Here is a 17,146-nt window from a genome sequence, read left to right as displayed (position 1 = left end):
ATGAGAGTCTAGAGCGAACTGCTTTTATTTTTATCTCGGTTTTTTGGGTACTCGCTATCATTGAAAGAGCCACAGCCATAATGCTTGGGACTAACCAGACAGTTTGGGTTAAATCGGCTTTATTATTCACATTGCTCCAGATTGAGCGATCTCTCTAAAGCCGTTAGCTCGTCTTTATGTCCGCGTATCCAAAGACGAGATTCAGAACGTAGTTGTAAGCTGATTTCCTCTTGGCGCTCTGCCCCACGCCAGTAAAATATCCCCGCGATCGGCGAGGCAAGTACCAAAAACATCCAGATATTCTCTAAATCGGGGATCAAAATGCCTAGCACCAAGCCCAAACTGCCGAATCCGATCGCAGCCAGAAAGACCAACAATAGGGCAAGAGCCATACTGGGTTTCACTAGCCCTGTCATTACGACCAGTTCTTGGGCTGGATCTAGCTTGACCACTTGATACGATCGCGCTCTTAAATGATCTCTCACCTGTTGCAGTAAGCGATCGTCGTTTAAATCTTGAGATTTTAAAATTCGCTCTGTGGTGCGCTCTTTGACAGAACTTTTCAGAAAAGATAGCAACCCCACAAACAATAAAGCCGTTAAAAACAAGGTGGAATATAAAGCAGGAGCCGTTGAAGTCATTTAAAAAATAGGCTTTACGTTACAATATATGATTATAGTCGGCTGTTATAGATGTTGCTGTGTCGATACCGCAAGCCATCTACTCAAAGTAAAAGTTAATGTTGACAGGATAGCGGCAACTTTGTAACTTAATTTCAGAAATCGCTTAGGCGTTTAGTTTGCGTGTTTAGTTTGTGTGTTGAGTGTTTCGAGCATCGTTGGACGCTTTTGGTTAGATCTCTTAAAGGCAAATTAAAAACTTAGAGTAAACAATTATCGTAAAAGTCAGTTTTTACTAACCGAATTTTTGCGAGTGTAGTATCCTAACCATGTATTTATGGGTACTGAGCTTTTTAATAAGTCCTTGAGGCAAGTTAATTCATCCTTGAATGAATGGCTGAATCATCGTTTTTTAGTAGCGCTTTGTATTCGTGGAGCTAAGCTATTCCATAAGCATAGCAATCAAGCAGATCTAGCAATTTTTAAGGTGAAGTTTGGAGATGGCGGAATATCCCCTTAACTCTGGTTATCTAGATGACTCTTTGAAGCTAAAGCGCTTGATACGCACCTTGCGTAAACGTTGGTTGGTGGTATTAGCCACTTCTGTGACAGTTTTTGCGGGAACTGCCTACTATACATTTACGCGCACGCCCCTCTATCAGTCTTCAGCATCCCTGCTTATTGACAACACCACAATTCCTGTCGCTGCCGATCTGCCAAGTGTAAATCCGACATCTAGTGGAATTATGGTGCGAGATGCTAACCTCTCCACTGAGATTGCGATTCTCAAAAGTCGTCCCTTGATCGAATCAGCGATCGCTAAACTCAAAACCAAAACTGGCAAGCCCATAGACAATTTATTTGTGCAGACAGTGGTGGATAATCTCACCATTCGTCCTGAAAAAGACGCGATGGTATTGCGCTTAACCTACCGCGATTCCAATCCCCAAAGAGCGAGAGATATTCTAGAGTCGCTTTCAGATACCTACGCAGAGTACAGCCTCAAAGATCGCCGCACCAAGTCGAGCAATGCGATCAAGTTTATCGAAGCGAAACTACCCGAGGTCAGGAAGCAACTGGAGAAATCGGCTCTGGCAATGACTCAGTTTCGTAAAACCTATAACATTGTTGACCCAGAGTCTTATGCTGCCTCGGTTTACAAGATGCGAGAGAACCTAGAGCAACAAGCGCAAGATCTACAGATTAAAATTGCGCAAACCCAACGCCAATATGAGGAAATTCAGCGACAGGTGGGCAAACCTACGGATGTGGCGCTCAGTTCGGCAATGTTGGCACAGGATTCTACCTATCAAAGTTTGGTCAAACAATATCAAGAAGCCGTCACTAACTATTCATTAGAACGCACTCGGTTTAGTGAAAATACACCCAGCGTCCAAGGGCTCAAAGATCGGCGCGATCAACTGTATCGATTGATGCAAGCTCAAGCTCAGACATTATTGGGGAATAAAGCCCCCGTTACTGGACTCTCCACCGAAATTCCTGCGCAGGCTGGTGGCAGTTCAATCCAGCAAAATTTGGCAACTCAGCTATTTGATGCTCAAACTGCGATCGCGGTGCAACAGGCCCAGGTCAATAGTATTCGTAGTGCCCAATCTCAAATTTCTACAGTTTTTGCCCAAATTCCCCAACTCCAGCAAAAATATACAGAGCTACAGCGCCAGTTGGCACTGGATACTTCTATCTTTACAAAGCTGTCTGAGAAACTAGAAGAATTACGTATTGCCGAGGCGCAAGAGATCTCGTCATGGCGGGAATTAGAGCCTCCGTTTTTGCCCACGAGCCCAATTTCGCCAGATATTAATCGGAATTTGCTGCTTGGTGGCTTAGCGGGGATTGTGTTTGGTATTGCACTTGCTTACCTTCTTGAGCGCTCCGATCAACGCATTAGAGAAGTTGATGAAGTTAAAGAACTTATTGACATCCCCTTACTCGGAGCCATCCCTCGTACTGATATTACTTCCCTCAACGCAGCACCAGGGAAAGCGAGAGTGCTTCCCAGCTATAGCCATTCCGCTTTTAGGGAAGCCTTGAGTTCTTTTGCCCTCAACCTCCGCTATTTGGGTTCCGATCAAAGTATCAAAACGATCGCGTTTACCTCCGCAGTTCCCTCTGAAGGTAAGAGCACTTTGATATTTAATCTGTCCACAATTTTGGCAGAATTTGGCAATAGCGTGCTGCTCATTGACGCTGACATGCGAAAGCCGATGATACATCGGTTAGCTAACACCCATAACCGATATGGTTTATCCACTGCGATCGCCACCAACCGTCCTTGGCGGCAGCTCGTACAGGCAGGCGATACCAAGGGATTATTACATATTCTCACGTCAGGGCCGATTCCACCGAATCCCATTGTTTTGCTAGAGTCCAACAAAATGAGTGCGCTCTTGGAGGTCTGGCGAGAATCCTACGATTATGTTTTGATCGATACGCCACCTGTGGTGGGTGTTTCTGATGCTCAGAGTTTGGCTTCGAGAGTGGATACTGTAGTTTTGGTGGCTGCGATCGAACGTTCCACGCGTCCAGCGATTGCCAGAGCTTTAGAAATCTTGGCTAGCTCCCGTGGCAATGTCGCAGGTATTCTGATTAACCTGATCAACAAAACGGATAGTAGCTATCACTACGGCTACTATTCTTCATACTACTATCAATATCCTTCTCAGTTACCCGAAGGAGAAAGTGTCATCGCAGAAGAAGATGATGATGAAGACCTTGAACTTATTGAAGATGAAGATGATTTGGCACGAGTAAAAACGGAAGCATAAAGAAAAAAGCTTTACAGAATCTTCTTGACTCTACCCTAAGGGGATAGTGTGTACTAAAACCAAGAGGCAAGGAGGTTTGCAAAATGCTCAAAATCGGAGAATTTTCTAAACTCAGCCAAGTGTCTATCAAGGCACTGCGCCTCTACGACCAGATGGGATTACTCAAACCCATCTCCGTCGATCGCTTCACAGGATACCGCTTTTACTCGGCAACTCAATTGCCTCGGCTTAATCGCATTTTGGCATTGAAAGATTTGGGTTTCTCTTTGGAGCAAATCGATCTACTGCTAAATGAGCAAATTTCACCCGAACAGATGCGTGGAATGTTGCGGCTTAAGCATGCCGAAATGCAACAGCACATTGAGGAAGAACAATCGCGATTGCTCAGAGTAGAAGCCAGACTCAAACAAATAGAACAGGAGGATGTGATGTCAGACTACGAAGTTGTAATTAAAAAGATCGAACCGATGACCGTTGCCTCCATTCGTGAGGTCTTGCCCAACTATTTCGCTATTGGTAAACTTTTCCAAGAACTCAACGTGTATTTGGCCCAACAGGGAATCACAAAATTTGAGTATGATGCGGGAATCTGGCACGACCCAGGCTATAAAGAGAGCGATGTTGATAGCGAAGCCGTTTTAGCGATCGATCGCCCCGTACCAGAAACCGATCGCATCAAGGTCTACGAACTCCAAGGCTACGATGCGATCGCCAGCATCATCCATCAAGGAAGCTACAGTACGCTTAACCAGTCTTACCAGCATCTGCTGACTTGGATGGAAAATAACGGCTACCGCTGTATCGCGCCGAACCGTGAGTTCTATATTCAAGGAGGCTTCGAGCTTGATAACGAATCCTATATCACCGAGATTCAGTTCCCAGTAGAGAAAATTTAGGCAATATCCCAATTCCAAATTCCACAGGATAACGCCCTTCTGCTTGTCCTGTGGAATCTAGGGGAAACAAGGAAAGATTTCCCTTAAAGAATTTGTAAGATGCCCAGATTCACTGCGAAAAACCCTATGAGAATCAAAATTGTTTTCTGAATCTTATTTAAAACGGGTTGAACTTCGTAGGTAACCAACAGACGATCCTTCAACAACTCAGGTTCGGGCTTTTCCCACTGTTGGCCGTCATACCAACCCGTTTCCTCGTAGAAAATTTTCTGGCTCTGAAGGCGATTTTTTACATGCACCCATCCCGAGAACAATAGTAGTAAGGGCAAACAAAGCCCCACCGTCGAACCCGCACTACCCAAACAGAGAAATTGCCAGAGATGCCGAGCAGGTGGAAAGCTTACAGCCGCAACAGGGGCAGTCACCAGCCAAAAGCTAAGCCAGATCAGCACAATGATACGGAGATATGCCCAAAGATCTAGAGTTGCCCATCGATAGAAAAAAGATTCTTTGAGCGCAACGTATTCATTCAATGGTTGTTGTTCTTCAGGGATGGGGCAAGCCATGGGTAGCTAAATAGGTCTCCAGCAAATTTGACGACTATTTACAGGATAGCTGACAATCTAGCTTAAGGTAGTGAAGTCCGATCAAACCCAACCGTGACATCATGGTTCTCAACTGTCAAAGCTGCCAACATCTCGGCATAGGGAGACAGGTGCAGATGTGCCTTGCGCACTGATCCAAATAGCTCTAGCTTCTCAGTGATGACTGCTTGCATTGCCGCGATCGCGGCACCCATCGAGTCAACCAAATCTTTTAGCGATCGCGAACAAATCCCCTGTTGCAGGCTATACATATAGGCTTGCCGCACCTCTGTATTGACATTAAACTTGCAGACCCCAAGCTGAATGGAACGATCGATCGCTTCGGCGGGTAGTCCAGATGCACCATGCAGCACCAGCGGCACATGCACGAGTTTGCGGATTTTGGCAAGGCGATCGAAATCTAGTCTTGGTTCGCTCTTATATTCACCATGAACGTTACCAATGGTCACGGCTAGGGCATCCACTTTTGTAGCTCTCACAAATTCCACCGCTTGATCGGGGTCGGTCATTTTCGCTTCCTTCTCCGCTACGGTGAGACCATCCTCCGTACCACTGATGCGACCAATTTCAGCTTCCACGATCGCACCTTTACTATGGGCTAGCTCTGTCATTGCTTTGGTAAATGCCATATTTTGCTCGTAGGGTAAATGGGAACCATCTGCCATTACCGAAGTCATGCCTGCCTCCAAAGCAACTCGAATATCTTCAGCCTTGGTACTATGGTCGAGATGCACTGCGATCGGAACCTTGGCTGCACGAGCCGCTTCTAAACATAGGGCGATTAGTCCCACCCCACCAAACTCTAGAGCGCTGGGGTGAATTTGCAGCATGGCAGGACTTTGATTGACTTCTGCTGCTCCCACGACGGCTTTCACCCCTTCAAGGTTGTAAACATTAAATGCTCCGATCGCGTAGGAATTGCGGCTGGCTGTTTCTAAAAGTTCTCTGGTCGAGCTAAGCATAGTAGATTCTCAAGGGCTGATGTTTTCAATCCTATCGTTGAAGCGATCGTAGTCATGAATAGCTCATATGATTCTTATAGAACTCGTGAAACTACTTATGAATGATTCTTTAGCCAAGCCTCCAAATCTTTTATATGATTAAAATCTAAAATCGCCTCTGCTAGATTCTCAAGCTGCATTATAGATAGCTTAGAGATTTGAGCTTTTATTTTAAGATTTACCTTGCCAAACTTGCGAGTTAGTAGTCGCAGCAACATGGCAATTTGTCCTTTTTGTAATCCTCTTTGCTCAAATTCAGCAAGAGCCTCAGCAAGTACCTCAGCACGCGCTTCAGCAAGAGCCTCAGCACGCATTTCTTGATAAATGACAGATTCTTTCATAATGTCACTCCGCAATAAGCGCTGAATTAGTCCTTTCTCTAATAATAGTCCAGCGAGCATTGCCGTTGATGCCGCTACATTACTTTGTACTCTTGGATCGCCGATTGCCTCAATCTGTTTCGCAACCTGTCGTAATATTTCTTCACGATTGTCAGTCTGACTCAACACCGCAAAAGGTAGTAAACCAATCGAATGCTGAAACACCTCTGGTGGATGTTCCCATAAACGAACGACTTCAAATTCATGGTGTGTTTTAGGTACAGAAAAAGCCGTTTGATAGACAATCTCTGAAGTTGAAGGAACAAGATAGATAACTACTTGGCGCATTTGCTTTTCAGGGAAACGGCGATAGACTCGAATCCTATAGTCCATCATCCGAAAAGGCATCGTAGCATCAGGCTGAGTTTGGAATTCTAAATGTAGGACTAAGTTCTGAGATTGCAACAAGACCAGAGAGTCAGCCCGGATTGGTTCTAAGGAGAGTTCAGTAGGACTCAATTCAGTCAGGATAATCGGTTCCCCGATCAGCCAAATGGCAAAATCTTGAGAGAAAGTCTCTGCTAAAAAACGACATACACTATCAAACATGATAGCGATTTTAGCAGAAATCTTTTCCCTTTAACTTCTTGAGTTAAACCTTAGCTGGTTCGGCAAAGCGAATCTTGAGATAGTCATCTTCCATTTTGGCTCCGCAGGGTTGCAACATAGATAGAGCCTGAGGTAAAACCAGATTGCGACGGTGATTACCAATTCGGATATTTAGCTCATCGCCTGTCTTGGTGAGTTCAACCTTTTCCTTGGGAACTCCAGGTAAATAGAGATCTAAACGGAACTGATTGTTTTCGGTCACAACTCTGATCGTTTGTTCCTTATAGTAAACCTGCGTGGGGTCTTCATTACCATAGAGGGTTTCTTTGAGCCGTTCCAGTGCCTGTAAACCACACATCTCTTCGGAATACAAGGGGATCTCTTTCACAGGCAAGGGATGGAAATCTCTATGGATCTGTTCGCAATACTGTTTTTGTGAATCTTTCCAAGCTTTAAAGAAGGGATCTGTAACCGAATCTGGAATGATCCGATTGGCGATTACCATATCCGTAGCGACATTATAGAGACTGAGATAAGAGTGCGCCCGTAGAGATTCATTAATCACCATTTTCTCGGGATTGGTCACCAGTCGCACCGTCGTTGTGGTGTTATCGGTGAGAACTTTCTCTAACGCTTCTAGCTCTTCATAAAATTCATAGGGGGCATCCATCACATCTTTATTGGGTAAAGAGAAACCTGTCACCCGCTTAAAAATTGGATCGAACACAGGGCTGAGAATCTGTGCCATACCTTGAAGGGGTTTGTAAAATTTCCGCATGTACCAACCCGCTACTTCTGGCAAGGACAGGAGCCTCAAAGCTGTGCCTGTGGGGGCAGAGTCAATAATCAGAACTTCATAGTCTTTTTCGTCGTAATGCCGTTTCACCCGCACCAGTCCAAAAATTTCATCCATCCCTGGGAGGATTGCCAGTTCTTCGGCTTGGACACCTTCTAACCCTCTTGCCTGTAAGACTTCACTGATATATCGCTTCACGGCTCCCCAGTTGCCCTCTAGTTCTCTGAGCGCATCTAGCTCGGCTCCCCATAGATTGGGTCGAACTTCTCTGGGGTCATGTCCTAGCTCGATGTCAAAGCTATCCGCAAGCGAGTGGGCAGGATCGGTACTCAGTACTAAGGTTTTGTAGCCTAACTCAGCACAACGCAACCCAGTGGCAGCAGCAACAGAAGTCTTACCAACTCCCCCCTTACCCGTCATTAAAATAATTCGCATAGCTTTGTATTCAGACCGTCAGTCTGGAACTTTAAAAATCTTTACATTTTATTGAATTAATTCTAACACTGAGTTAGGGCGGACTTGCAGGGTAATCAAGAAAATCCACAACTACTCACTGTATGAGTAATTTCTCTGTGATTTCTCTAGGTTGATTGGGCAGGCACACACCATTCACTGCCCATACATTAGGTGTTTTGCCAAATGTTCTGTCAGGTGTTTTGTCAGACTACTCTTCCACAATTCCAAAGACCTGATTGAAGGTTTTTCGTACCTTGTAGCCCGAATCGATTGATTCTAGGGGGTCTTTACGCAGGCGGTGGCGCAAACAAAGCGGAATCACCCGTCTAATATCATCTACCGTGACTTCTTGATGACCTTCGAGGGCAGCGATCGCTTTGGCAGCACGATTGGTGACAATATCGCCTCGCAGCCCATCGACATCGAGATCGGCACAAATTTGTGAAATATTTAACCGATATTCAGGCGAAATGGACACAGAACTAAGTAGGGTTTGCGCTCTGACGATTTGGGCTTGTAGTTCAACCTGACTGTCAAGACAGGTACTCAAAAATTCTTGAGGATTTTGATCGAAATCTGTACGTTGCTCCACAATTTGCACGCGCAGTTCGGGTTTCTTTACCGTGCGAATTTCGGCGTACATGCCAAAACGATCTAACAACTGCGGACGTAGTTCGCCTTCTTCGGGGTTACCAGAGCCAACCAACACAAATCGAGCAGGGTGGCGAATCGAAATCCCTTCGCGTTCTACGGTATTCCAACCCGATGCCGCAGAGTCTAGCAGTACATCGACCAGGTGATCGTCCAGCAGATTCACTTCATCAATATAGAGAATGCCTCGATTTGCCTTTGCCAAAAGACCTGGTTCAAAAGCTTTGACACCTTCTGAGAGGGCTTTTTCGATATCGATCGTGCCGCAAACTCTGTCTTCAGTCGCACCGAGCGGCAGATCTACCATCGTCACCTGACGATTGGTAATGGCAACATGTTCGCCTCGCATTAAGCGTTGTCGTACTTCTTCACTTTGCAGGTCAGCATCGGTGGGGTGGCTACCAAAGGGATCGCCTGCCACAACTTCAATCTCAGGCAAGAGGTCGGTAAGGGCACGCACGGTGGTTGATTTACCTGTACCGCGATCGCCCATGATAATTACCCCACCAATTTTGGGGTCGATCACATTGAGTAGCAATGCCAGCTTCATTTCCTCTTGCCCGATGATGGCAGTAAACGGAAATACGGCACGTTTTTTGATCATTGGCTGGTTAGGCGATAGGGTTTGTGCTTGAAATTGAGTTGCAGTCAAGGTTCTAAACTTTAATAACGGTAAATATTATCCTAGCAATATAACTTAAAACGGGTAGCAATGAGCATTTAGGGTTCGGGGTGTGAGGTTTCAGTCCCAAGCGATCGCGAGTTCATTGCCGCTCTAAATGCTGCATCAATCTGCTTCACCAGAAATAAGCCTGCTACTGAGTTACCGATCTCATCTAGGGTGGGGCTATACACTGCGATCGCGCCCCGTTCTGGGATGAGGGATAAAATAATGCCACTTACGGCTGATTTAGAAGGCAATCCGACTTCTTGCATAAACTGTGCCGAGGCAGCATACATGCCGCAGGTTGTCACGATTTCAGTAACAATTTGACGATTTTTCTGAGAAATTCTAGAAAGTTGTCTAGATGAATTTTGCCCAGATAAATTTTGCTCGGATGGGATGCGATCGCAGGCTAACAGCAAACCTAAACGGGCACAGTCCTCAACGGTTGCCGATAGGCAACAAACCTGTTCGTAAATCGCTAACGCAGCATCGGCATTTTCGATATGGCCAGAATCTTCTAAAACTTGGGCAATTTCTTGATTGCGCCGATGGGAGAGCGATCGCACGGATGCCAACATCCTTTCGTCCAAATATAACTGCGTGCCTGCCTGTTGATTTAACCATTCACAAAAGCGATCGCAGGAGGGTAACAGAGAGGCGATCGCGATCGCGCCAGCATTGAGCATCGGATTTTGCGGCTTACCTTGGGGGATGACATTAAATGGCTCCGTAGAAGCAACGCGATCGACGCGATCGAATACCCGTTCTGCACCCACAGTTTCCAACACATACAGCAAGCTAAAAGGCTTCACCACGCTCATCAGTGGAAATGTGCGATCGATATTCCCTGCTTGCAAAATTTCCCCATGAGAATCAGCGATCGCCACCGCCACCCAATTGGAATCTACTTGTGCCAATAGGGGAATATAGGTGGGAAGCTTGCCTTGAGAAGCGATCGATCTAGCTTGCTCGACCCATGCCGCTAGCTGTGAGGTTGTAAATAAATTCAAGAAACTCTACAACAACAATAACGAAAATTTAATAGCTTTAAGGCGGGTTAGCAACGCAGGATTGCGTAATTTTTACCTAACGACTTTTCTTTAAATGATAGATTGTCAAAGGACTTTTTCGGATTTCTGCATCAACCTGTGCAATCAATTCATCAAGTTTAAAGTTCAGTAGATCGAACTGATTGCAGACTTCCTGCAACTTAACAACTGTTTTCTGGACTTTTTGCGGATCGGGCAGAACAGGGCTAGTCATAAGATTCTCCAATCATTTCTTGCTTCATTGACAGTGGCTTCTCCAGCATCAACAGTGGCTTCAGCTTGTTCTATGGCTTGGATTAACATCTCCACCATTAAAACAGGTGCAGATGGTTGAACTTCGGATACCTTTAACAGAAGAGTAGAAAGCCTTGAGTAAGAGGAAATTCCTCTCTCTTTCGTATTCTGTAGCTGCTCTAACACATAGAACATCTCTTGGGTCTCACCATAGGTATTGAATATAAGTAATTCCGTGGATGAGGCTGCATCAATTAAGATTGACAGCCTTCCAATCAATTTCAAGATTTTTTCAATGGTCTCCTTAGAGATTTCAGCCACTGGATTTTGAATGTGTTGTCAGCTTACAGTTTAGCATTTTGACGGTGCATAACGTTCATTGGTGAACAAGCTGCGATCGCATCTAGTACAAGATTATACAGACTTCCCAGCATATGTTTAGTAAGTTATAATAACTTTAACTGGCTACATAGCTTTTATACGGGAAGCTCAGAAAATGACTATTCAATAAATTGAGTCAGCTATATTACAGATCCCATCTTATGAGCAAGTGGAAAGCGATATTGCTACTGGAAAGCTAAACTGTTTGGCATATGAAGCAATGGATGACTTTAAGAGTGGATATTAGCAAATCTAAATAAGGATGAGAATTATGTCGATCGCTCCAATAGATAATCGTATTCGCTACGTCACTAACGCCGAAGGTGAGACCACCGATGTACTTGTGCCCGTTGAACTTTGGCAACAAATCCTTAACTCCATCAATTTCGATAGTGTCAGTGGTTTAGCCTTGATTGACGAACAGGAACCCAAGGAGAAAATACTATCTGACTTGCAAGAATCTGTGAGACTTGCCACCGCAGGGCAGACTTTTCCAGTCACTCAGCTTTGGGAAGAGGCTTTCAGCTAATTATGACCGAGGTTCGTTTTACCCTGCCCTTCATTCGTCGTTCTTCTACTCATCTATGCAAAATCAGATCGATCAGATGTGAGCCTAGAGGAGATTCAAGATGCTATTGATAAAACGTAGAGTAGAAAGATTCGCAAAAAATTGTGGCAATCTGGGTTTGAAGCGTCAGTAAACTAAAAACCTTGGCGAATCATTAGATCGTAGATGGGACGATTGGTGAGGCAGAGCCAGTGGCAGGTAAATAGATTGGGCTCTTGGACACCTACAGAAGCGATCGCGGGTTCAGCAGGAAACGGAATTAGGCGATCGAAGAGAACTTCAGCATCTTCTAAAGAATTTGGAGAAGACAAAGAAAACTGCATCAAATAGACCGAGGGTGTCACTTTTAAATGACTCAGTAGTTTGTAACCAAGATCGTATAATGGCTGTCTGAGTTTGTCTGGTAGGTGGAATGGTTGCTGATATTTGCCATCAGGTTGCTGTGAAATTACTTCAGCATAGAGAGGTCCTCTGCCTGTCCACACGATCGGAAGCCAAAAGTTACCATCAGCCGCATCCACAGCTAAATGTTCGCGTACCCAATCACGCAAACCTTCGATATCGTCACAGACCCTAATTAAATCCATCACACCCAAAAAATGATTTCAAAAGAAAAGGGTGAAGGAGTTACCCACACCCAAAAGACTAATTTTTTGACCGAGCCACTTAAACAAAGACAGGTAGGGCAGGAGAACCGAGCTGAACTCTGGGAAGTTCCAAACGTTGAGGACGAACGCGATTCGCCAAACGGAAACTCAGGCTTTGTAGCTCAATATGCAACTGGCGATTTTCTTTTTGGAGTGCTTCGACCTTTTGCTTAATCGGAACCATGCGCTCTGCAAACTTATTGCGATAGACATTAGGTAACTCTTGTACCACCTGTTCTAGCATCTTGGTGCGATCGCTAAGTTCTTGGACTGACTGACGTAGCTCAATGATTTCGCGATCGCGCTCCATGAGTTGGCTATGGGCGACGAATAATTGATCTTCGACACTCGCTAGCTTATTTGTGAGAATTTTTACATTCTCAGCATGTTGCTCAGACATTTCCTGACTAGGAATAAAAGCCGAATTACCCTTCACTAGCCTAAATAGTTCTTCGGACAATTGCTGAACTAACAAGTCTCGTTGCTCTAACTCTTTCTTGAGTTGACCGATTTCTTCCCGTGATTCTTCAATCGTCTTCATACATGTCCCTGATAGTCTGATTTAGGTTAAGGTTTATACCATAAAACTGCCAAACTGGCAATTTTTTAGAACTAGGCTTTTATTTCAGGAAAAAAATCGTACAATCTCAGCTTGATATACTACACTTGTAGTATATGTTGTCTAGTAAATTTTGTACTGTATTAGGAAATCGTTTATGCAAACACTTCATCACACCTCAACCACTGAAATGGAAGTTACTAGCATTCGTCTAGAACGCGAGTTGAAGGAAAAGCTGAAGGAGTTGGCAGGGAATCAGGGCTATCAAGCACTCATCCGCGACGTTCTTTGGCACTATATCGGCACACAGGAAACTGCAACGCCCAAGACAAAAATTTCTCGACATGAGATTCGGGCTAGTGTCTCTGCCACAGCTCAAAAAGAAGAAGCTTGTGCGCTTACAGGTAAAACAATCCGTCCATCTGAGTCAATGTTACTGGGGCTAACCAGTAAAGGCAGTTGGGTGCCATTAAGTGTAGATAGCTTAGCTGCTTAGTCGTCTGTCAAGAATTTTTTGTGGGTTAAGCCCCAAAAAAGTAGCGTTTCACTTATTCAAAACTCACAAATTCTGGCCCGTCAAACCACTGGCAGTTATTTTATTTATCTGGGGCAGTTTTACCCCAGAAAGAATCTTTGGGTTTTAGGGAACAACCAAGACAGGACAAGGAGATAGATTGATCACCTTTTGGCTAACGCTGCCATCGGGATGCTCTTCGGCTAAACTCATGCCCCTCGATCCCATCACAATCAAATCTGCCGCAACTTCATCAGCAATATCACAGATCACAAAAGCGGGCTTGCCTTCCCCAAGCTTTGTTTCGACTGGAATACCCATCTTGCTCAAGGCATCGGTGATTTCTGTAAGTAGGTCGGCAGTTGCTGCGCGATCGATTTCAGAGGTCTCTGCTTCTACCACCGACATCACAAATAGCTTCGCCTGATATTTATTTACCATTTCAACCACCACATCAAAGGCTTGACGGGCTTCTTGGCTCTGATTTACAGGAAACAAAATAGTCTTAAACATCTTTGCCTCAACCTAAATGATGCAATTAATCAGGAGTTCAAACGTAAGGGTTATTTAGATCTAACATATCACTCTGCGACTACCCTCAACACCGATCGCGCCGAACAAACTCTGGAATTACGTTTTTACATTGCAACCGCCCCACTACTTTACTTCATTGCTTCCATTACTCCTATTTTATCTTGGATAGGATGTGTATAGATATAACGAAATCTATCTAAAATTAAGATGATGTGTTTCATGCCAATGCATCCAACAACGCTAGTCTTGTTTATCTTGAATTTGGGATCTTCATTGTTAGGTGGACCAAGATTCAATCGAACTCAAAAAATTAATGATAATATTTTTCAATAAGCTGTTTTTGTTGTAAGCTATTACAAGTAGTTGTCAATTATGACACCGAATCTTAGAGATCGATTTTTAGATGTTGATACGCCTTTCAAAGACCTCGTTGTTGCTCATAATAGAAAGCCTTCAACCGCAGCAGCGATCGCTATAGGAATCGTAAATAAGTTGTAATTAATCTGTAGCGCAGGCATCTTACCTGCAAGGACTAGAAGCCTGCACTGCGCGCTCAAACAACGAAGGATAGTTACAATACCTCATAATTGCTATTAATTCTTATTAGGGTTAATGCTATCGAGTATTCACTATTTATTGTTCATTAACAATGGAGATTAAATGTCTAGATTGCCAGAAGTAGTCCACCTCAGTACTAGTCAGAGTTTAAGACGACTGGATTTGCCATTACTTAAGCAATTATCCCGTTATGTCAAAACGAGCCAGTGGGAATATTGCCAAGAACAAGATGAACCAAGCTCAATGGAGACCGCGCTAGCTCTACTCCACGATTATTTAAAACGCGAAGATCGCCCCGTACATTTGATCGGTCATAGCACGGGAGGCTTACTGGGAATCATGTACGCACAGAAATATCCCGATCTCGTTCAGTCTTTGACCATCTTGGCAGTTGGCGTACATCCTGCGATCGATTGGAAGGTACATTACTATAAGCAAAGAAACCTAATTCCCTACAGTCGAGAAATTGCATTAACCCAAATGGCAATGAGTCTTTTTAACTGCCAAGATCGTTATACGCTCAAGCGGTTTGTCGAAGCTTTAGAAAAGGATTTAGATAACTCGCTTTCACCTCATTCGCTATTTCAGCAAGCAAAAATTTGTCCTAGTGAAGTGCCCGTTCCTTTATTAGTTTGTGGCAGCCTCGATGATTACGTAATAGATGCGAAAGCCCTTCAAACATGGTTGCTATGGTTCAAGCAAGGCGATCGCCTATGGGAATGCCCTCAAGGAAATCATTTCTTTCATTACTTCTATCCACAAGATGTCTGCGAGCAAATCATTCAGTTTTGGAATACACTCAGCTATCCTTTAGAGACCTTGGCTCCTATGGAATTTTTGAATATGCGCTCTTAACAGGTGAGAGCTAGACTCTATTTATACCAATTTTATTTAGATTTGCAACAGATCGAGATTTGAGTTCCGCGCGGAGCGCGGTCTTTCAAAAGATAATGCGTCGCATTATCTTTTGAAAATGGTATTAAATTCCGCAGAAAAAATGGCAGAAATCATTTCCTGTGGCATAGCACTTATCTCAACTCGAAGCCTCTGGCTCATAGATGGAGAGTCTTTAAGGATTTGGTTGGAGTGATTTGTGAGGATATTCTAAACATGCCCGATCTAGTTGGATTTAAGACGGCTGAGAATCGTATTGGTTGGGGCAGTTTGTAAAATCTTTTGAATTAAGGCTTTTGCGCCCGATCGCCCCCAGCCGCTACTTTGTTCTAGATCCCGATGCAGCGATCGCAACATCCAAGGTAGGGTGATTCCAGTCCAGCCAATCTGGGCAAATTGTGGAATATCACTCAATCCAAAGTTCGCGCCAGAAAAAGATCCAAAATTAGAGCTAAAGGAAAAATTCCAACCGAGATCGCTTCCGATCGCAATGCCCAGCCCTCCGAGTATGAGAGAATTCAGCGCGATCGCTCCCAGCCAATTCAAGGATTGCTGAAGTGGAAAGCCCCAGATCCACACTGCCAAGAGCAAACTGTCGATCGCCCCACTAATGAGTCCATCTAGCCAGAACCAAGGGGAGATGAATAAAGCGATCGCCTTACCAATAAACACCGCAGTTACAGTTGGGCGCAGGGAAGGCAAGCGTTGCAGATGTCTCTGAGTGACAGAGGTTTGAATATCTGCCAAAGCTCGCATGGCATTGAGTGCCAAAAGTGCTTTCCCTTCTTGATTGAGTAGGGAAAGAATCCTAAGTTTAAGGGATTCCACATCGGGTGGTGATTGTTCCCAAACATCTTGACTGGGGCGATCGGCATATTGCAGGCGCACCTTGGTAGGCATGGGTTCAGCAGAACTCAACACGATCTCATCGGGTGAAATAAGTTGGCGCACGGCTTCACTTTGCAGGGCCGCATGAATTGCAAGGCGATCGCTTTCAGGATACAAATCGATCTTGTTGAAAACCAGCAGAATGGGCTTATAGCATTCTCGTAACTTCGCGATCGCGTCTTGCTCGATACGGGTCATGTCTCCAGCAATCACAAACAAAATCAGATCGGCTTTCTGTGCCGCTTCCATTGCTAAAACCGTGCGTTCCTCCCCTGCAATCTCATCAATACCAGGGGTATCGATCAGCTCGATCTGAACCTTTGTGTTAGGAGATGAGATAGAGCTTGAACCATTCCCCTCTTCATTTTCCGCTCCGAAGGAAACCGAATCCTGCGAACTTGTGTCTTCTATTTCCTTCTCTAGTTTGGGATTCCATCCCTTTGTCTCTACAGTTTGGGTAACACCGTGAATTGCCCCCGTAGCCCAGAGTTTTTTTCCTAGCAGTGCATTTAAGACCGATGTTTTGCCGCACGAAACCATGCCAAAGGCAGCAATTTGGATTGCACAGCGATCGAGCTTAAGCAATAATGCCGCGATCGCAGTAATTTCTTGTTGGTTGAGCTTTTTTGAACTGAGGGAATTGACGAGGCGATCGCGGGCTAGTTGTAGATAGTCAGAATTCATGTCAAGTTTTTATATGGAGTATCTCGATAATTTTGGCGATCGCTTCACTGGTTTTCGGCTGTTACGAATCATGCAATTGAAAAAGCTGAGGTAATCATCGATATAGCTTATCGCGGTTTTCATGTTAACGAGGACGGGATTATAGGAGAACCGTCTTGGCATCACAATCTGAATACCATCCTACAATATCCTTCTTCGTCACAGTGTTAAGTGCATCTGCGATCGCGTT

18 protein-coding genes are annotated in these 17,146 nt (G+C 44.6%); 5 read left to right on the top strand and 13 right to left on the bottom strand.

The window, feature by feature from the left end; genetic code table 11:
• Positions 1-122 precede the first annotated feature (122 nt).
• The gene (locus ACP2WE_RS23935; protein WP_425218035.1) at positions 123-641 is read right to left on the bottom strand and encodes a cofactor assembly of complex C subunit B; all 519 of its coding nucleotides are present in this window, start codon (positions 639-641) and stop codon (positions 123-125) included.
• A 479-nt stretch (positions 642-1,120) separates the two neighbouring features.
• Here ACP2WE_RS23935 and ACP2WE_RS23930 point away from each other — a divergent pair, with 479 nt between their 5' ends.
• Both ACP2WE_RS23930 and ACP2WE_RS23925 read left to right on the top strand, forming a co-directional pair.
• A complete protein-coding gene (locus ACP2WE_RS23930) occupies positions 1,121-3,406 on the top strand; it encodes a GumC family protein (RefSeq protein WP_425218034.1) in 2,286 nt (761 codons plus the stop codon).
• A gap of 83 nt (positions 3,407-3,489) precedes the next feature.
• Complete coding sequence (locus tag ACP2WE_RS23925) at positions 3,490-4,302, top strand: MerR family transcriptional regulator (protein WP_425218033.1); 813 nt, start codon at positions 3,490-3,492, stop codon at positions 4,300-4,302.
• 83 nt (positions 4,303-4,385) lie between these two features.
• On the opposite strand, the gene ACP2WE_RS23920 is transcribed toward ACP2WE_RS23925, so the two are convergent.
• The 8 genes from ACP2WE_RS23920 to ACP2WE_RS23885 all read right to left on the bottom strand — a co-directional run bounded on the left by ACP2WE_RS23920 (position 4,386) and on the right by ACP2WE_RS23885 (position 11,011).
• Positions 4,386-4,868 carry a CGLD27 family protein gene (locus ACP2WE_RS23920; protein WP_425218032.1) on the bottom strand — a complete coding sequence of 161 codons (483 nt, stop codon included), beginning with the start codon at positions 4,866-4,868 and terminating at the stop codon, positions 4,386-4,388.
• A 62-nt stretch (positions 4,869-4,930) separates the two neighbouring features.
• Entirely contained in the window at positions 4,931-5,869 is a 939-nt protein-coding gene (locus ACP2WE_RS23915) for a class II fructose-bisphosphate aldolase (RefSeq protein WP_425218031.1), read from the bottom strand.
• Between the two features lie 95 nt (positions 5,870-5,964).
• Positions 5,965-6,837, bottom strand: coding sequence for an Rpn family recombination-promoting nuclease/putative transposase (locus ACP2WE_RS23910; protein ID WP_425218030.1), 873 nt, complete (start codon positions 6,835-6,837; stop codon positions 5,965-5,967).
• Positions 6,838-6,880: 43 nt separating this feature from the next.
• Entirely contained in the window at positions 6,881-8,068 is a 1,188-nt protein-coding gene (locus ACP2WE_RS23905; protein ID WP_330482815.1) for a TRC40/GET3/ArsA family transport-energizing ATPase, read from the bottom strand.
• Between the two features lie 229 nt (positions 8,069-8,297).
• Positions 8,298-9,344: a magnesium chelatase ATPase subunit I gene (bchI, locus tag ACP2WE_RS23900; RefSeq protein ID WP_425218062.1), complete on the bottom strand. Its 1,047-nt coding sequence runs from the start codon at positions 9,342-9,344 to the stop codon at positions 8,298-8,300.
• Positions 9,345-9,460: 116 nt separating this feature from the next.
• A complete protein-coding gene (locus ACP2WE_RS23895; RefSeq protein WP_425218029.1) occupies positions 9,461-10,417 on the bottom strand; it encodes a glutaminase in 957 nt (318 codons plus the stop codon).
• A gap of 76 nt (positions 10,418-10,493) precedes the next feature.
• Positions 10,494-10,670 carry a hypothetical protein gene (locus ACP2WE_RS23890; RefSeq protein WP_425218028.1) on the bottom strand — a complete coding sequence of 59 codons (177 nt, stop codon included), beginning with the start codon at positions 10,668-10,670 and terminating at the stop codon, positions 10,494-10,496.
• Entirely contained in the window at positions 10,667-11,011 is a 345-nt protein-coding gene (locus ACP2WE_RS23885; protein WP_425218027.1) for a hypothetical protein, read from the bottom strand. Before ACP2WE_RS23885 ends, ACP2WE_RS23890 begins: the two co-directional genes overlap by 4 nt.
• 331 nt (positions 11,012-11,342) lie before the next feature.
• On the opposite strand from ACP2WE_RS23885, the gene ACP2WE_RS23880 reads away from it, so the two are divergent.
• Positions 11,343-11,600, top strand: coding sequence for a hypothetical protein (locus ACP2WE_RS23880; RefSeq protein WP_425218026.1), 258 nt, complete (start codon positions 11,343-11,345; stop codon positions 11,598-11,600).
• 173 nt (positions 11,601-11,773) lie between these two features.
• Here the strand turns inward: ACP2WE_RS23880 and ACP2WE_RS23875 are convergent, their stop codons facing one another.
• Together ACP2WE_RS23875 and ACP2WE_RS23870 are read right to left on the bottom strand one after the other, a co-directional pair.
• A complete protein-coding gene (locus ACP2WE_RS23875; RefSeq protein WP_425218025.1) occupies positions 11,774-12,226 on the bottom strand; it encodes a hypothetical protein in 453 nt (150 codons plus the stop codon).
• Between the two features lie 79 nt (positions 12,227-12,305).
• On the bottom strand, positions 12,306-12,827 hold the full coding sequence (locus ACP2WE_RS23870) for an Npun_F5560 family protein (protein ID WP_425218024.1): 522 nt from the start codon (positions 12,825-12,827) through the stop codon (positions 12,306-12,308).
• 175 nt (positions 12,828-13,002) lie between these two features.
• Here ACP2WE_RS23870 and ACP2WE_RS23865 point away from each other — a divergent pair, with 175 nt between their 5' ends.
• Positions 13,003-13,341: a ribbon-helix-helix domain-containing protein gene (locus ACP2WE_RS23865; protein WP_425218023.1), complete on the top strand. Its 339-nt coding sequence runs from the start codon at positions 13,003-13,005 to the stop codon at positions 13,339-13,341.
• A 144-nt stretch (positions 13,342-13,485) separates the two neighbouring features.
• Here ACP2WE_RS23865 and ACP2WE_RS23860 read toward each other — a convergent pair whose 3' ends face one another.
• A complete protein-coding gene (locus ACP2WE_RS23860; protein WP_425218022.1) occupies positions 13,486-13,872 on the bottom strand; it encodes a universal stress protein in 387 nt (128 codons plus the stop codon).
• 681 nt (positions 13,873-14,553) lie between these two features.
• Between ACP2WE_RS23860 and ACP2WE_RS23855 the strand changes: the two genes are divergently transcribed.
• Positions 14,554-15,306, top strand: a complete 753-nt coding sequence (locus ACP2WE_RS23855; protein ID WP_425218021.1) for an alpha/beta fold hydrolase — start codon at positions 14,554-14,556, stop codon at positions 15,304-15,306.
• A 264-nt stretch (positions 15,307-15,570) separates the two neighbouring features.
• On the opposite strand, the gene ACP2WE_RS23850 is transcribed toward ACP2WE_RS23855, so the two are convergent.
• Positions 15,571-16,917 (bottom strand): Era-like GTP-binding protein, encoded by a 1,347-nt coding sequence (locus ACP2WE_RS23850; RefSeq protein WP_425218020.1) that lies wholly within the window; start codon positions 16,915-16,917, stop codon positions 15,571-15,573.
• Positions 16,918-17,146: the final 229 nt, after the last annotated feature.

It is taken from the genome of Tumidithrix helvetica PCC 7403 (assembly GCF_965232925.1).
Taxonomy (GTDB): domain Bacteria; phylum Cyanobacteriota; class Cyanobacteriia; order Pseudanabaenales; family Pseudanabaenaceae; genus Tumidithrix; species Tumidithrix helvetica.
Note: the sequence above shows the minus strand (reverse complement) of the source record. Positions and strands in the feature narration are given on the sequence as shown.

Coding starts and splice junctions, on each gene's coding strand:
- ACP2WE_RS23880 (WP_425218026.1), top strand. CDS start 11,343: ATGTCGATCGCTCCAATAGATAATCGTATTCGCTACGTCACTAACGCC.
- ACP2WE_RS23910 (WP_425218030.1), bottom strand. CDS start 6,837: ATGTTTGATAGTGTATGTCGTTTTTTAGCAGAGACTTTCTCTCAAGAT.
- ACP2WE_RS23905 (WP_330482815.1), bottom strand. CDS start 8,068: ATGCGAATTATTTTAATGACGGGTAAGGGGGGAGTTGGTAAGACTTCT.
- ACP2WE_RS23875 (WP_425218025.1), bottom strand. CDS start 12,226: ATGGATTTAATTAGGGTCTGTGACGATATCGAAGGTTTGCGTGATTGG.
- ACP2WE_RS23860 (WP_425218022.1), bottom strand. CDS start 13,872: ATGTTTAAGACTATTTTGTTTCCTGTAAATCAGAGCCAAGAAGCCCGT.
- ACP2WE_RS23930 (WP_425218034.1), top strand. CDS start 1,121: ATGGCGGAATATCCCCTTAACTCTGGTTATCTAGATGACTCTTTGAAG.
- ACP2WE_RS23890 (WP_425218028.1), bottom strand. CDS start 10,670: ATGACTAGCCCTGTTCTGCCCGATCCGCAAAAAGTCCAGAAAACAGTT.
- ACP2WE_RS23920 (WP_425218032.1), bottom strand. CDS start 4,868: ATGGCTTGCCCCATCCCTGAAGAACAACAACCATTGAATGAATACGTT.
- ACP2WE_RS23935 (WP_425218035.1), bottom strand. CDS start 641: ATGACTTCAACGGCTCCTGCTTTATATTCCACCTTGTTTTTAACGGCT.
- ACP2WE_RS23865 (WP_425218023.1), top strand. CDS start 13,003: ATGCAAACACTTCATCACACCTCAACCACTGAAATGGAAGTTACTAGC.
- ACP2WE_RS23915 (WP_425218031.1), bottom strand. CDS start 5,869: ATGCTTAGCTCGACCAGAGAACTTTTAGAAACAGCCAGCCGCAATTCC.
- bchI (WP_425218062.1), bottom strand. CDS start 9,344: ATGATCAAAAAACGTGCCGTATTTCCGTTTACTGCCATCATCGGGCAA.
- ACP2WE_RS23855 (WP_425218021.1), top strand. CDS start 14,554: ATGTCTAGATTGCCAGAAGTAGTCCACCTCAGTACTAGTCAGAGTTTA.
- ACP2WE_RS23870 (WP_425218024.1), bottom strand. CDS start 12,827: ATGAAGACGATTGAAGAATCACGGGAAGAAATCGGTCAACTCAAGAAA.
- ACP2WE_RS23925 (WP_425218033.1), top strand. CDS start 3,490: ATGCTCAAAATCGGAGAATTTTCTAAACTCAGCCAAGTGTCTATCAAG.
- ACP2WE_RS23850 (WP_425218020.1), bottom strand. CDS start 16,917: ATGAATTCTGACTATCTACAACTAGCCCGCGATCGCCTCGTCAATTCC.